12 protein-coding genes are annotated in these 14,526 nt (G+C 67.8%); 9 read left to right on the forward strand and 3 right to left on the reverse strand.

What is annotated here, in order from left to right:
• Positions 1-220 precede the first annotated feature (220 nt).
• Positions 221-2,524: a DNA helicase PcrA gene (pcrA, locus tag AWB95_RS14195; protein ID WP_062539236.1), complete on the forward strand. Its 2,304-nt coding sequence runs from the start codon at positions 221-223 to the stop codon at positions 2,522-2,524.
• 17 nt (positions 2,525-2,541) lie between these two features.
• Here the strand turns inward: pcrA and AWB95_RS14200 are convergent, their stop codons facing one another.
• Together AWB95_RS14200 and AWB95_RS14205 are read right to left on the reverse strand one after the other, a co-directional pair.
• Positions 2,542-3,066, reverse strand: a complete 525-nt coding sequence (locus AWB95_RS14200; RefSeq protein WP_232315590.1) for a hypothetical protein — start codon at positions 3,064-3,066, stop codon at positions 2,542-2,544.
• Between the two features lie 119 nt (positions 3,067-3,185).
• Positions 3,186-4,232 (reverse strand): M23 family metallopeptidase, encoded by a 1,047-nt coding sequence (locus tag AWB95_RS14205; RefSeq protein ID WP_238600902.1) that lies wholly within the window; start codon positions 4,230-4,232, stop codon positions 3,186-3,188.
• 306 nt (positions 4,233-4,538) lie between these two features.
• On the opposite strand from AWB95_RS14205, the gene sucC reads away from it, so the two are divergent.
• From sucC to AWB95_RS14220, 3 genes are read left to right on the forward strand one after another with little or no spacing between them, the layout of a single operon-like run.
• Positions 4,539-5,714 (forward strand): ADP-forming succinate--CoA ligase subunit beta, encoded by a 1,176-nt coding sequence (sucC, locus tag AWB95_RS14210; RefSeq protein WP_062540628.1) that lies wholly within the window; start codon positions 4,539-4,541, stop codon positions 5,712-5,714.
• A 2-nt stretch (positions 5,715-5,716) separates the two neighbouring features.
• Positions 5,717-6,619, forward strand: a complete 903-nt coding sequence (gene sucD / locus AWB95_RS14215; RefSeq protein WP_062540627.1) for a succinate--CoA ligase subunit alpha — start codon at positions 5,717-5,719, stop codon at positions 6,617-6,619.
• A gap of 37 nt (positions 6,620-6,656) precedes the next feature.
• Entirely contained in the window at positions 6,657-8,195 is a 1,539-nt protein-coding gene (locus tag AWB95_RS14220) for an acetyl-CoA acetyltransferase (protein ID WP_062540629.1), read from the forward strand.
• Positions 8,196-8,255: 60 nt separating this feature from the next.
• Here AWB95_RS14220 and AWB95_RS14225 read toward each other — a convergent pair whose 3' ends face one another.
• A complete protein-coding gene (locus AWB95_RS14225) occupies positions 8,256-9,104 on the reverse strand; it encodes an LLM class F420-dependent oxidoreductase (RefSeq protein ID WP_062540626.1) in 849 nt (282 codons plus the stop codon).
• A 221-nt stretch (positions 9,105-9,325) separates the two neighbouring features.
• Here AWB95_RS14225 and AWB95_RS14230 point away from each other — a divergent pair, with 221 nt between their 5' ends.
• From AWB95_RS14230 to AWB95_RS14250, 5 genes are all read left to right on the forward strand, one after another.
• Positions 9,326-10,246: a DUF5336 domain-containing protein gene (locus tag AWB95_RS14230; protein ID WP_085168330.1), complete on the forward strand. Its 921-nt coding sequence runs from the start codon at positions 9,326-9,328 to the stop codon at positions 10,244-10,246.
• A gap of 48 nt (positions 10,247-10,294) precedes the next feature.
• Positions 10,295-11,536: a cell division protein PerM gene (locus tag AWB95_RS14235; protein WP_373280812.1), complete on the forward strand. Its 1,242-nt coding sequence runs from the start codon at positions 10,295-10,297 to the stop codon at positions 11,534-11,536.
• 9 nt (positions 11,537-11,545) lie between these two features.
• Positions 11,546-12,175: a phosphoribosylglycinamide formyltransferase gene (gene purN / locus AWB95_RS14240; protein WP_085168331.1), complete on the forward strand. Its 630-nt coding sequence runs from the start codon at positions 11,546-11,548 to the stop codon at positions 12,173-12,175.
• On the forward strand, positions 12,172-13,752 hold the full coding sequence (gene purH / locus AWB95_RS14245; RefSeq protein ID WP_062541110.1) for a bifunctional phosphoribosylaminoimidazolecarboxamide formyltransferase/IMP cyclohydrolase: 1,581 nt from the start codon (positions 12,172-12,174) through the stop codon (positions 13,750-13,752). Before purN ends, purH begins: the two co-directional genes overlap by 4 nt.
• Positions 13,753-13,957: 205 nt before the next feature.
• Positions 13,958-14,509 (forward strand): LGFP repeat-containing protein, encoded by a 552-nt coding sequence (locus tag AWB95_RS14250; protein ID WP_062541111.1) that lies wholly within the window; start codon positions 13,958-13,960, stop codon positions 14,507-14,509.
• The last annotated feature ends 17 nt before the right edge of the window (positions 14,510-14,526 follow it).

The following is a 14,526-nucleotide window of genomic DNA, read 5'->3' on the forward strand; positions in this document are numbered from 1 at the left end:
GGTGGGTTTTGGCCTCATCCGTATTCCGGCCTCACACAACAGACGAGCCCCGAATCCGGATGCGGACCTCGGGGCTGAAGGAAAGCAGCTAAGCCACGGGCACCGCGGACCGGTACCCGTAGAAAAATCGATGCTGCTTGTCGAGCACGTGTCTGAGTCTGCCACTCGGGCCTGCGCCAGCGCAAAAGATGTCGTCGAGCGGCGGTAAGTTTGGAACGACATGACGATGCACGTGACCGACGCCGGCGCAGACCAGTTGCTCGACGGCCTCAACCCTCAGCAGCGTCAAGCGGTGCTGCACGAGGGCTCGCCGCTGCTGATCGTCGCGGGTGCCGGCTCGGGCAAGACGGCGGTGCTGACCCGGCGGATTGCGTACCTGATGGCCGCCCGCGACGTGGGTGCGGGCCAGATTCTGGCGATCACGTTCACCAACAAGGCGGCCGCCGAGATGCGCGAGCGGGTGGTTCAGCTGGTCGGTCCCCGAGCACGCTCGATGTGGGTGTCGACGTTCCACTCGACCTGCGTGCGGATCCTGCGCAACCAGGCCGCGTTGATTCCCGGCCTCAACTCCAACTTCTCGATCTACGACGCCGACGATTCGCGGCGGCTGCTGCAGATGATCGGCAAGGACATGGGCCTGGACATCAAGCGGTATTCGCCGCGGCTGCTGGCCAACGCCATCTCCAACCTGAAAAACGAGCTGATCGACCCGCAACAGGCAACGTCGGCACTCTCGGACGACTCCGACGATCTCGCCCGCACCGTCGCCGCCGTCTACTCCGAATACCAGCACCGGCTGCGGGCGGCCAACGCGCTGGATTTCGACGACCTGATCGGCGAGACCGTCGCGGTGCTGCAGGCTTTCCCGCAGATCGCCCAGCATTACCGACGGCGATTCCGCCACATCCTGGTCGACGAATACCAGGACACCAACCACGCGCAATACGTGCTGGTGCGCGAGCTCGTCGGGCATCACACCGAGGACGGTGTGGCGCCGGCCGAGTTGTGCGTCGTCGGCGACGCCGATCAGTCGATCTACGCCTTCCGCGGCGCGACCATCCGCAACATCGAGGATTTCGAACGCGACTACCCCGACGCCACCACGATCCTGCTGGAGCAGAACTACCGCTCCACGCAGAACATCTTGTCGGCGGCCAACTCGGTGATCTCGCGCAACTCCGGCCGCCGGGAGAAGCGGCTGTGGACCGATGCGGGCGAGGGTGAGCTGATCGTCGGCTACGTCGCCGACAACGAGCACGACGAGGCGCGGTTCGTCGCCGAAGAGATCGAGGCGCTGACCCAGCGCGGTGAGATCACCTACAACGACGTGGCGGTCTTCTACCGCACCAACAACTCGTCGCGCTCGCTGGAAGAGGTATTCATCCGGGCCGGCATCCCGTACAAAGTCGTTGGGGGCGTTCGGTTTTACGAGCGCAAGGAAATCCGCGACATCGTGGCCTATCTGCGGGTGCTGGACAACCCGGGCGATGCGGTGAGTCTGCGGCGCATCCTCAACACCCCGCGACGCGGAATCGGTGATCGCGCGGAAGCCTGCGTGGCGGTGTACGCCGAGAACACCGGTGCCAGCTTCGCCGACGCACTCGACGGCGCCGCTGCGGGCAAAGTGCCGATGCTGAATTCCCGCTCGGTGAAGGCTATTTCGGGCTTCGTGGAGATGCTCGACGAACTGCGCGGCCGGCTCGACGGCGATCTGGGCGAACTGGTCGAGGCGGTACTGAACCGCACCGGCTATCGCGCGGAGCTGGAATCCTCCAGCGATCCACAGGATTTGGCACGGCTGGACAACCTGAACGAACTCGTTTCTGTCGCACACGAATTCGCCACCGACATGGCCAACGCCGCCGCGCTCGAGGACGTCTCCGACGACGAAGACGTGCCCGACACCAGCGTGCTGGCGCAGTTCTTGGAGCGGGTGTCGCTGGTCGCCGACGCCGACGAAATCCCCGAGCACAACGCCGGCGTGGTGACGCTGATGACATTGCACACGGCGAAAGGGCTGGAGTTTCCGGTGGTGTTCGTCACCGGGTGGGAGGACGGAATGTTCCCGCACATGCGGGCATTGGGCGATCCCACCGAGCTCTCCGAGGAACGGCGACTGGCCTACGTCGGGATCACCCGGGCCCGGCAGCGCCTTTACGTCAGCCGGGCCAAGGTCCGCTCGTCGTGGGGCCAGCCGATGCTCAACCCCGAGTCGCGCTTCCTGCAGGAGATTCCGCAGGAGCTCATCGACTGGCGGCGGACCGACCCCACCCCGTCGTTCAGTGCGCCGGTAAGCGGCGCCGGCCGGTTCGGGCCGTCGCGCCCGTCACCGGCCCGGGTGTCGAAGAGCAACCGGCCGCTGCTGGTGCTTGAGCCCGGCGACCGGGTCTCTCATGACAAGTACGGGCTGGGCCGAGTCGAGGAGGTCTCCGGCGTCGGGGAATCGGCGATGTCGCTGATCGACTTCGGCAGTTCGGGGCGGGTCAAGCTGATGCACAACCACGCGCCGCTCACCAAGCTGTAGTCTCGCGTCTTCTCGGGCTACTCCGGCACCCAGCGCTTCGTTTGCGGGTGCAGCGCCAAGACCGCGCTGGCAACGGGGAGCAGGGGCAGGAAGTGCACGATCCAGGCCACCCGTGCGCCCGCGATGAACACGCCGAGGTAGGTAAGCACCGCGACCGCGGCGCCGGCGACGATCAGATAGCGGCCAAGTCCCCGTCGCAGCAGCAGCAGGATCACACCGGAGACCGTGGCCAGCGCAAACACCAGCGCGAGAAACCCGACCGCGACGCAGAACAGCCGGTCGGACTGCCACCAGCCGGCGATCAAATCGGTGGCCACCACCGAGGTCGCCCACCCGCTGACGATGCTGACGGCGGACGCGGCCACGGCGGTGGTGTTGCTCGCTTCGGGCAGCGCGGGGCGCTGAGCGGGGTACCCGCCGCGGGCGGGCGGTTGGCGCGGAATGTGGGTGGTGCGGGCGTCGTCCGCGATTGCGGGGAGCGGCGTGGTCGGTGCTCGGCGGATGATGCGGGTCCGCGGCGCTTCGTCGTGTGATGTCGACACCTCAGGCCTTCCTGTCGCGTTCTCGAAAGAGCTGGCAGCGCCGCCGCCGCTGACAGGACCGGATGGTAGTTGATGGGCGGATTATCGCCAGGCGCGGAATCGGTCGACCCGGTAACCGGTCAACCGGCGAAGCTTCCGACACTCAGGCCCCGCTTGGCCAGCCACGGCACCGGGTCTATCCGGTTTGTGCCGCCCAGCAACACCTCGAAATGCAGGTGCGGACCGGTGGAATTGCCGCGGTTGCCCATCGTGGCAATCTGGTCGCCCGCCATCACGCGCTGGCCGACGCTGACCGTCGTCGTGTTGACGTGCCCGTACAGCGTGACCGTGCCGTCCGCGTGGCGCAGCTTGACCCACATCCCGTAGCCGGCGGTCGGGCCGGCGTCGATGACGACCCCGTCTGACACCGCGAGGATCGGAGTCCCGATCGAGTTCGCGATGTCGATACCGGCGTGCAGCACACCCCAGCGGTACCCGAAATTCGACGTGAATATGCCCTTGGTCGGCATCACGAACAGCGGCTGCTGCAGCCGCGCCTCGCGCTGGGCGCGCTCTTCGGCAAACGCGACGGCGTGGGCGAGTTCGGCGTTGTGCACTGCGACATTGGCGGCCGGTTTCACGGTGACCATCTGCATGCCGCGCGGCGACGTGGTGATCGGGCCCCCGCTGGCTGTCGACGCGTCGGCGGCCAGCACCGTTTCGGCCTTGGAGTCGTCGGAGGGGTGCGTGGCCGAATGCGCCGCCGCGGCGGCAGCGCCGGCGGCCATAGCGGTGATCAGCATCCGCCCGCGCGCCGCGCCACTGAGTTGCCTGCGGTGTTGCGGGCGGCGCCAAGGCGCGTCGGCGTTATTGGTACGGCCGTGCAGTTCAAAGCGGTACGAGCTGGTCCGCGCGGTGCGGAGTTCGGGTGGGTGCTCGCTGGGGCTGGCCAGGCGCAGCGGGGTCAGGTCGTCCGTGTAGTGCAGGTCGTCGAGCTCGGGCGCCTGCAGGACGGAGGCTGCGCTTCCGAAGACGTTGTTGTCACTGAAGTCCAGGTCATCGAGGTTGCCGAATTCATTGAAGGGGATGATGTCGGTGACCTCGTTGCGGTCGCGGTCTGACCAGCGGTCGAGCGATCCACGAGAGTCTCCAGCAACAGGAGACCGGGCAGAACGGTGCTGGGCCAACCTGGATGTCCCTCGCGTCGTAACCATAACGTTATCTGGACCCTGAGACGTTAACCACAGAGGTAGGGACCTCGCAAGGCATGACGGGAATCCAGCTCGATAATGTGATCCGCATCACTCGCGCGGTGTCGGGTCCGTGCTCGGCACAGCGTACGGCATCCACCCGCGGTGACCTGCGCCACAACAGCGGATGCGACGACGGTGCCATGACTACGGGTCGATACAGTTCCCCCGGGGCGCGGTTCAGGGCCTTGCCCGGAACCCAGCCGCTACCTCATCAGGCCGACCTCAGTAGACAGTGAGCCCATGGATCTCTTCGAGTATCAGGCGAAGGAGTTGTTCGCCAAGCACAACGTGCCCACCACGCCCGGACGGGTGACCGACAGCGCCGACGGCGCCAAGGCGATCGCCGAGGAGATCGGCCGCCCGGTGATGGTCAAGGCACAGGTCAAGACCGGTGGCCGCGGCAAGGCCGGGGGCGTGAAGTACGCGGCCACCCCCGACGACGCCTACACCCACGCGGGCAACATCCTCGGCCTCGACATCAAAGGCCACGTCGTCAAGAAGCTGCTGGTGTCGGAGGCCAGCGATATCGCCGAGGAGTACTACATCTCCTTCCTGCTCGACCGGGCCAACCGCACCTACCTGGCGATGTGCTCGGTGGAGGGCGGCATGGAAATTGAAGAGGTCGCCGCGACCAAGCCCGACCGGCTGGCCAAGGTTCCCGTCGACGCGGTCAAGGGAGTCGACCTGGCGTTCGCCCGCTCGATCGCCGAGCAGGGCCACTTGCCTGCCGAGGTGCTCGACGCCGCGGCGGTGACGATCCAGAAGCTCTGGGAGCTCTTCGTCGCCGAGGACGCCACCCTGGTCGAGGTCAACCCGCTGGTGCGCACGCCGGACGACCAGATCCTGGCGCTTGACGGCAAGGTGACGCTCGACGGCAATGCCGCCTTCCGGCAGCCCGGCCACGCGGAGTTCGAGGATCGCGACGCCACCGACCCGCTGGAGCTCAAGGCCAAAGAGCACGACCTCAACTACGTCAAGCTGGACGGCCAGATTGGGATCATCGGTAACGGCGCCGGGCTGGTGATGTCGACGTTGGACGTCGCCGCGTACGCCGGCGAAAAGCACGGCGGTGTGAAGCCGGCCAACTTCTTGGACATCGGCGGCGGCGCCTCCGCCGAGGTGATGGCGGCCGGGCTCGACGTCATCCTGGGTGATGAGCAGGTCAAGAGCGTGTTCGTCAACGTCTTCGGTGGCATCACCGCGTGCGACGCGGTGGCCAACGGGATCGTGTCCGCGCTGAAGATGCTCGGCGACGAGGCCAACAAGCCACTGGTTGTCCGGCTGGACGGCAACAACGTCGAGGAGGGCCGGCGGATCCTGGCCGAGGCCAATCATCCGTTGGTGACGCTGGTGGACACGATGGACGAGGCCGCCGATAAGGCCGCCGAGCTGGCGAGCGCCGGGAAGGACGCGTAGATATGGCTATCTTTCTGAACAAAGACAACAAGGTCATCGTCCAGGGCATCACCGGCAGCGAGGCCACCGTGCACACCGCCCGGATGCTCAAGGCCGGCACCCAGATCGTCGGCGGCGTCAACGCCCGCAAAGCGGGCACGACGGTCACGCACGAGGACAAGGGCGGCCGGATGATCAAGCTGCCGGTGTTCGGCAGCGTCGCCGAGGCCATGAAGGAGACCGGCGCCGACGTGTCGATCATCTTCGTTCCGCCGAAATTCGCTAAGGACGCCATCATCGAGGCCATCGACGCGGAGATTCCGCTGCTGGTGGTCATCACCGAGGGAATCCCGGTGCAGGACACCGCATATGCGTGGGCCTACAACGTCAGCAAGGCCAACAAGACCCGGATCATCGGGCCGAACTGTCCGGGCATCATCACGCCCGGTCAGTCGCTGGTCGGCATCACCCCGGCCAACATCACCGGCACCGGCCCGATCGGTCTGGTGTCCAAGTCGGGCACGCTGACCTACCAAATGATGTTCGAGCTGCGTGACTTCGGCTTCTCCACCGCGATCGGGATCGGCGGCGACCCGGTGATCGGCACCACCCACATCGACGCCATCGAGGCGTTCGAGAAGGACCCGGACACCAAGGTCATCGTGATGATCGGCGAGATCGGCGGCGACGCCGAAGAACGCGCGGCCGACTACATCAAGGCCAACGTCTCCAAGCCGGTGGTCGGCTACGTCGCCGGATTCACCGCGCCCGAGGGCAAGACGATGGGCCACGCAGGCGCGATCGTGTCCGGCTCGTCGGGCACCGCGGCCGCCAAGAAGGAAGCCCTCGAGGCGGCCGGCGTCAAGGTCGGCAAGACCCCGTCGGAGACCGCGGCACTGGCGCGAAAGATTCTGCAAAGCCTGTGATCGTGCACCCGCGCCGGCGACGATGCAGAGCGAAGCGATGAGGAGGAGCGGCGCCATCGACCCCCGTACCCCGGTCGTCGTCGGGGTCGGCCAGGCCGCCGAGCGGATCGACGACGCGTACTACCGGGGTATGTCGGCCGTCGAGCTGGCCACAGCGGGCGCCCGAGCTGCGCTCGAAGACTGCGGCGCCGACGCAGCCAAGGTGGCCGCCGCGATCGACACCGTTGCGGGCGTGCGGCAGTTCGAGATCTCCGGGCCGGCGCAGGCGGTGCTGGGTAAGTCGAACAACTACCCGCGGTCGGTGGCCAACCGGATCGATGCCGACCCGGCCCGGGCGATCCTGGAGATCGTCGGGGGCCAGGGCCCGCAGCATCTGATCACCGAGCTGGCCGGCGAGATCGCGGCCGGCCGCTCGGAGGTCGCGCTGATCTTCGGGTCGGATGCGACGTCGACCACCCGGTACTTCGCCAACGCGGACAACAAGCCGGACTTCTCCGAGACGGTCGAGGGCTCGCTGGAAGACCGCGGGCACGGCCTGGAGGGGCTGATCAGCCGCTATACCGTGATTCACGGCCTGGTCGACGCCCCGACGCAGTACGCGCTGCTGGAGAATGCCCGGCGCGCCGGGACCGGTCTGGGGCCGGCCGAGTATCTGCGCCGCATGGGGGAGTTGTTCGCGCCGTTCAGCAAGGTGGCCGCCGACAACCCGTTCGCCGCCGCGCCGGTGCAGCGCAGCGTCGAGGAATTGATCACGGTCACCGAGAGCAACCGGATGATCTCCGACCCGTACCCCCGGCTGCTGGTGGCGCGCGACCAGGTGAACCAGGCTGCGGCGGCGCTACTGATGTCGGTCGAGGCAGCACGCGAACTTGGTGTGCCGGAAGACAATTGGGTGTACTTACACGGCCACGCCGACATGGCCGAGCAGAGTCTGCTGGATCGGCCTGATCTGGGTCACGCGCCGTCGGCGGTGATGGCGGTGCGTGAAGCGTTGCGCGTCGCCGGAATTGGTGTCGACGACGTCGCCACGTTCGACCTGTACAGTTGCTTCCCGGTTCCGGTGTTCAACATCTGCGACGGCATGGGCATCGCGACGGACGACCCGCGCGGGCTGACGCTGACCGGCGGTCTGCCGTTCTTCGGCGGCGCCGGCAACAACTACTCGATGCACGGCGTCGCCGAGACCGTCGCTGCGATGCGTAGCCGCCCAGGCGAATTCGGGCTCGTCGGCGCCAACGGCGGGATCATGAGCAAGTACTCGGTCGGCATCTACTCGACCACGCCGGTGGAATGGAAACCGGATCGCAGCGCGCAGTTGCAGGCGGACGTCGAGGAGTGGCCCACAGTTGCGGTGACCGAGCACGCCGAGGGGCCCGGCACCGTCGAGACCTACACCGTGCGGCGGGACAACGGCCGGCTGACCGGGATCATCATCGGCCGGCTCGACGCCGACAACAGCCGGTTTTTGGCCACTACCGAGGACGACGACCTGATCGCGCTGCTGACCGACGGGGATCCGCTTGGGCAGTCGGTTGCGGTGCGCTCGTTCGACTACGGCAACCGCTGCAGTCTGTAGGCCGAGCAGACGCAGAATCGCACTCCGCGGGGCGGATTCGTGCGATTCTGCGTCTGCTCGTCACACGAAGGTGGCCAGCTTGCCCGCCAGCCGTTCCACGTAGGCGGCCACCTCGTCGTCCGAACGGTCGGGCAGGCCGAACAACACCTCGGTCACGCCCAGTTCTGCCCACCGGGCCAACTTCTCGGCATCCGGTTTGAAGTCCAGCGCGACGATCTGCGGCGTCCCGTCGCGGCCGGCTGCCGCCCAGGTGTCCTGCAGCAACTTCACCGGCTCGTCGATCTCGAAGTCGCGCGGCGTGGTGATCCAGCCGTCGGCGCTGCGCGCAATCCACTTGAAGTTCTTCTCGGTGCCCGCGGCCCCGACCAGCACCGGGATGTGCGACTGCACGGGCTTGGGCCAGGCCCAGCTCGGCCCGAATTTGACGAACTCGCCGTCGTAGGAGGCTTCCTCCTGCGTCCACAGCGCTCGCATCGCCTCGAGGTATTCGCGCAGCATCGTGCGGCGCCGGCCGGGTGGCACGCCGTGATCGGCGAGTTCGTCGGTGTTCCAACCGAATCCCACGCCCAGACTCACTCGGCCGCCGGACAGATGATCGAGCGTGGCAATCGATTTGGCCAGCGTGATCGGATCATGTTCGACCGGCAGAGCCACCGCCGTGGACAGCCGAACCCGCGAGGTGACCGCGCACGCCGCGCCCAGACTGACCCAGGGGTCCAACGTGCGCATGTAGCGGTCGTCGGGCAACGACGAGTCGCCCGTCGTCGGGTGCGCGGCCTCGCGCTTGACCGGGATATGCGTGTGTTCGGGCACGTAGAACGTGCGGAATCCATGCTTTTCGGCGAGGCCGGCCGCCGCCGCCGGGGTGATGCCGCGATCGCTGGTGAACAGCACAAGCCCGTAATCCATCCCTGAATTAGAACGTGTTCCAATCTGGCGGGCAAGCGCGGGGGCGCGATGACACACCGACTGCCGCGTCGCGGGTAATCCGAGGTGCGCTAGCGTGGATGGTCGAATCGCGTCGCAACGCCCGCGCTCGCCGCCATGGCGTTCATCGAGCGGTCCGACGTAGCGTCGCGGGAGCGGCGCCTGGGAGTACAGCAACGGCACACCGAAGCACAGGAGAAGTGATGACCTACTCGCCCGGCAGCCCCGGATATCCGCCCGCACAGTCGCAAGGTTCCTATGGAGCCTCCACACCGTCGTTCGCGAAATCCGAAGAGGGCGCAAGCAATTTGGGGCTCTACCTGACCGTCGCCGTGGTGGCGCTCGGCCTGGCGAGTTATCTGGCGAGTTTCGGGCCGATGTACACCGTCAGCTCGGACATGGGCCCGGTCGGCGACATCACCGGCGGGGACGTCGGCATCGGCGTGATCGCCGCCCTGCTCGCCGGGCTGCTGGCGGCGGTCGGCCTGCTGCCCAAGGCCAAGAACTACTCGGCGGTGGTCGCCGCGATCGCAGTGTTCGGGGTGCTGACGGTGATCAAGGAGGCCCTCGGGAAGCCAAGCGGCTTCTCGATCGGCTGGGCGCTGTGGTTCGTACTGGCCTGTGCAGTGCTGCAGGCCATTGCCGCCGTGGCCGCGCTGTTGCTGGACGCGGGCGTCATCACTCCGCCGGCGCCGCGGCCCAAATACGACCAGTTCGGGCACTACGGGCAGTACGGCGGCCAGCCCGGCAGCTACTACGGCCAGCAGGGTCCCTACCAGCAGCACAGCCCGCAGCAGTCACCCCAGCACTCCGGCTACGGGTCGCAGTACGGCGGCTACCCGTCGTCGCCGTCCACCGGCGGCTTCAGCGCGGTCGGCCAGCAGACCGGGCCGCAGCAGCAGGCCTCCCAGACCGGGCCGCAGCAGAGCGGGCAGCAAGGCTCGCAGCAGGGCCCGCCCACCCCGCCCACCGGTTTCCCGAGCTTCGGCCAGCCGCAGTCGGGCGGTTCGGGCGGCCAGGGCGCAGGCCAGGCCAGCTCCGGCAACCACGGCGGGCAGGCCCAGCAGTCCTACGGCCAGGGTCAACAGCCGCAGTCGCCGTCGTCGGGTCAGTCACAGTCCTAACCGGGCGTTCCCGCGCCTAGTCGTCGACGTGCGCGAAGCGTGACGCGGGTGGAGGACAGCCGGGCGCCGGGCGCGCGTCAGGCCCGAGACCTGCTGCGGGTGGCCTTCGGGCCGGCGGTGGTGGCGGTGGTCGTCATCGCCGCGGTGACGCTGCTGCAGTTGCTGATTGCCAACAGCGACATGACCGGCGCGCTGGGCGCCATCGCCAGCATGTGGCTCGGCGTGCATCAGGTGCCGATCTCGATCGGCGGCCGTGAACTGGGTGTGATGCCGCTGCTGCCGGTGCTGCTGATGGTGTGGGGGACCGCGCGCACCACGGCGCAGGCCACCACCGCCACCGCGTCCTGGTTCGTGATCCGATGGGTGGTGGCCTCCGCGTTGGGCGGGCCGCTGTTGATCGCCGCGATCTCGCTGGCGGTCATCCACGACGCCGCATCGGTGATCACCGAGTTGCAGACCCCCAGCGCGCTGCGGGCTTTTCTTTCTGTACTGGTGGTCCATGGCCTCGGGGCGGCAATCGGCGTGGGCTCGCGGGTGGGACGCCGGGCGTTGGCGGCGTCACCGCTGCCCGACTGGCTCGGCGATTCACTGCGGGCCGCGACGGCGGGCGTCTTGGCGCTGCTCGGGCTCTCGGGTGTGGTGGCGGCCGGCTCCCTGGTCGTGCACTGGGGCACCATGCACGAGCTCTACGCGATCACCGACTCGATCTTCGGCCAGTTCAGCCTGACGGTGCTGTCGGTGTTGTACGTGCCCAACATCATCGTCGGAACGGCCGCTGTCGCCGTCGGGTCCAGCGCCCATCTGGGCTTCGCGACGTTCAGCTCGTTCACGGTGTTCGGCGGCGACATTCCGGCGCTTCCCGTGCTGGCCGCGGCGCCCAGCCCGCCGCTGGGCCCCGTGTGGGTAGCGCTGCTGATCGTTGGTGCATCCTCCGGCGTAGCGGTCGGGCAGCAATGTGCGCGGCGCCCGCTGCCGCTGGTTGCGGCGACCGCCAAGCTGCTGGTGGCGGCGGTCCTGGCGGCGCTGACAATGGCGTTGCTGGGCTACGCCGGCGGCGGACAGCTGGGCAATTTCGGCGGGGTCGGCGTCGACCAGGACACCTTCGGGATCGCGGTTTTCCTGTGGTTCGCGGTCATCGGCGCAGTCACGATGGCGATGGCCGGCGGGATCAGCCGCAGGCCCAAGCCGGTGCCGGCCGCCGAACCTGCGGTTGAGTCCGACGTCGAGCCGGAGCTGCCCGTCGTCGAGCCGGCGGACGACGCGGACGAGCCGCCCCCGCAGGACGATTAGGCTCGCCCTGTGCAGCAACCGCTCCATGTGCCCCCAAGCGCGCCGGCACGGCTGGTGGTCCTGGCGTCGGGGACGGGTTCGCTGCTCGCGGCGCTGCTGGACGCGGCCGTCGGCGACTACCCGGCTCGCGTGGTTGCCGTCGGTGTGGACCGCGACTGCCGCGCTGCCGAGATCGCCGCGGGCGCGTCGTTGCCGACGTTCACTGCCCGGCTGGCCGACTACCCGGGCCGCGACGCCTGGGACGCTGCGCTCACCGAAGCCACCGCAGCACATTCGCCCGATCTGATCGTCTCGGCCGGCTTCATGAAAATCCTTGGGCCGCAATTCCTCTCTCGCTTCTCCGGGCGCATCGTCAACTCTCATCCGACGCTGCTGCCGGCGTTCCCCGGCGCGCGCGGGGTGGCCGATGCGCTGGCATACGGCGTCAAGGTCACCGGCGCTACGGTGCACCTGGTCGACGCCGGCACCGACACCGGGCCGATCCTGGCGCAGCAACCGGTTCCGGTGCTCGATGATGACGACGAAGCAACGCTGCATGAGCGGATCAAGGTCGTGGAACGGCGGCTGTTGGTGGACGTGGTGGCCGCGGTGGTAACCGGCGGCGTGACGTGGACGGGACGAAAGGCGGTCATCGGGTGAGCAACAACGACGGGAGACGGCCGATCCGCCGAGCGCTGATCAGCGTCTACGACAAGTCCGGACTGGTGGAACTCGCCGACGGCCTGCACGCGGCCGGCGTCGACATCGTCTCGACCGGGTCGACCGCGAAAACCATTGCTGACAAAGGCATCCCGGTCACACCGGTGGAGAAGGTCACCGGGTTTCCCGAGGTGCTCGACGGCCGGGTCAAGACCCTGCATCCGCATGTGCATGCCGGGCTGCTGGCCGACCTGCGTAAGCCCGAGCACGCCGCGGCCCTCGAGCGGCTCGGTATCGCCGCGTTCGAGCTGGTGGTGGTCAACTTGTATCCGTTCAGCGAAACGGTGGACTCCGGCGCGGGTATCGACGAGTGCGTCGAGCAGATCGACATCGGCGGGCCGTCGATGGTCCGGGCGGCGGCCAAGAATCATCCCAGCGTGGCGGTGGTCGTCGACCCGCACGGCTATGACGGCGTACTGGCCGCGGTGCGCAACGGCGGATTCACCCTCGCGGAACGGAAGCGGTTGGCGTCGTTGGCGTTTCGGCATACCGCCGAGTACGACATTGCGGTCGCGGGCTGGATGGGTTCCACGCTGGCGCCCGAGCAGCCGGCGACGGCGTTTCCGGAGTGGTTCGCCGGCTCGTGGCGGCGCTCGGCGCTGCTGCGCTACGGCGAGAACCCGCACCAGCAAGCGGCGCTCTTTCACGATCCCGCCGCCTGGCCTGGCCTTGCTCAGGCGGAGCAGCTGCACGGAAAAGACATGTCCTACAACAACTTCACCGACGCCGACGCGGCATGGCGCGCGGCGTTCGACCACGAGCAGACGTGCGTGGCGATCATCAAGCACGCCAACCCGTGTGGGATCGCGGTGTCGAACGTCTCGGTGGCCGACGCGCATCGCAAAGCCCACGAATGCGATCCGCTGAGCGCGTTCGGGGGTGTGATCGCCGCCAACACCGAGGTCAGCGTCGAGATGGCCGAATACGTCAGCACGATCTTCACCGAGGTGATCGTGGCGCCGGCGTACGAGCCCGGTGCCGTCGACGTGTTGGCGCGCAAGAAGAACATCCGGGTGCTGGTGGCCGCTGATCCTCCAGCGCCGCTAAGCGGCGTAACCGAGCTACGCCAGGTCAGCGGCGGGCTGTTGATGCAGCAGCGTGACCGGCTCGACGCGCCGGGGGACAACCCGGCCAACTGGACACTGGCGGCCGGATCGCCCGCCTCGCCGGAAACGTTGGCGGACTTGGTGTTTGCGTGGCGCGCGTGCCGGGCGGTCAAATCCAACGCGATCGTGATCGCCGCCGACGGCGCGACAATCGGGGTCGGGATGGGCCAGGTCAACCGGGTCGACGCCGCACGGCTGGCGGTCGAACGCGGCGCAGAGCGGGTGCGCGGCGCGGTCGCGGCCTCCGACGCGTTCTTCCCGTTCCCGGACGGTTTGGAGACGCTGGCCGCCGCGGGTGTGACGGCGATCGTGCATCCCGGCGGATCGGTGCGCGACGACGAGGTGACCGCAGCGGCCGACAAGGCCGGGGTGACGCTGTATCTGACCGGTGCACGGCATTTCGCGCACTAGTAGCGCGCCCGAGTGTGGGGCTGTGCTACGCGACATCAAGCTCGGCGTGCATTGAGTCCACACTCGACGAGGGATCGGTCATCGCGTGAGCAAACGCGGGCGGTTGGCTGGCCGTCTGCCCGATTCTCCGCCGGGCCGTCGCCGATCCCGATACCATCCCCGCTTGGGCACGTAGATGGCGGGCCCTTTCAATCGAGAGGACGAGATGCGCGCGATAACGAAACGAACGGCGGCGATTTCCGCGGCGATTGCAGTAATCGCGTTGATGGGCGTCGGATGTGCCGAGAAGAAGGAAAAGGCGGGCGAAACTACGAGTTCGGCGACGTCGTCGGTGTCGTCGTCGGCTGCCGCGGCTCCATCTACCACGGCCGAGAGCGCCGCCCCGAGTTCTACGCAGATCGCCGGCGCCAACGGTACGGAATACACCGTCGAGGGCCCGATTCTCGCGAAGTACGAGTCCCTTTCTGAGAAGGACCGCAAAGACCTGGGAGCGCCGACAGGTAACGAGCAGAAGAACCCGGACGGCGGCGTCTACCAGCAGTTCGACGGCGGCGTCATTGTTCACAAGACGCAGTCCTACGTGGTGTGGGGCAAGATCCGCGACAAGTGGAACGAGCTGGGCGGTTCGCAGGGCAAGCTCGGCTACCCGACCAGCGACGAGGTAGACACCCCCGACGGCGGCAAGAAGTCGACGTTCGAGCACGGCACGATCACCTGGAAGCCGGGCGACGAGCAGGCCACTGTCGTCGAGCAGTAGACGAGGGCCAAGGGGCG

The organism is Mycobacterium celatum, from assembly GCF_002101595.1.
In the GTDB taxonomy this organism is placed as follows: domain Bacteria; phylum Actinomycetota; class Actinomycetes; order Mycobacteriales; family Mycobacteriaceae; genus Mycobacterium; species Mycobacterium celatum.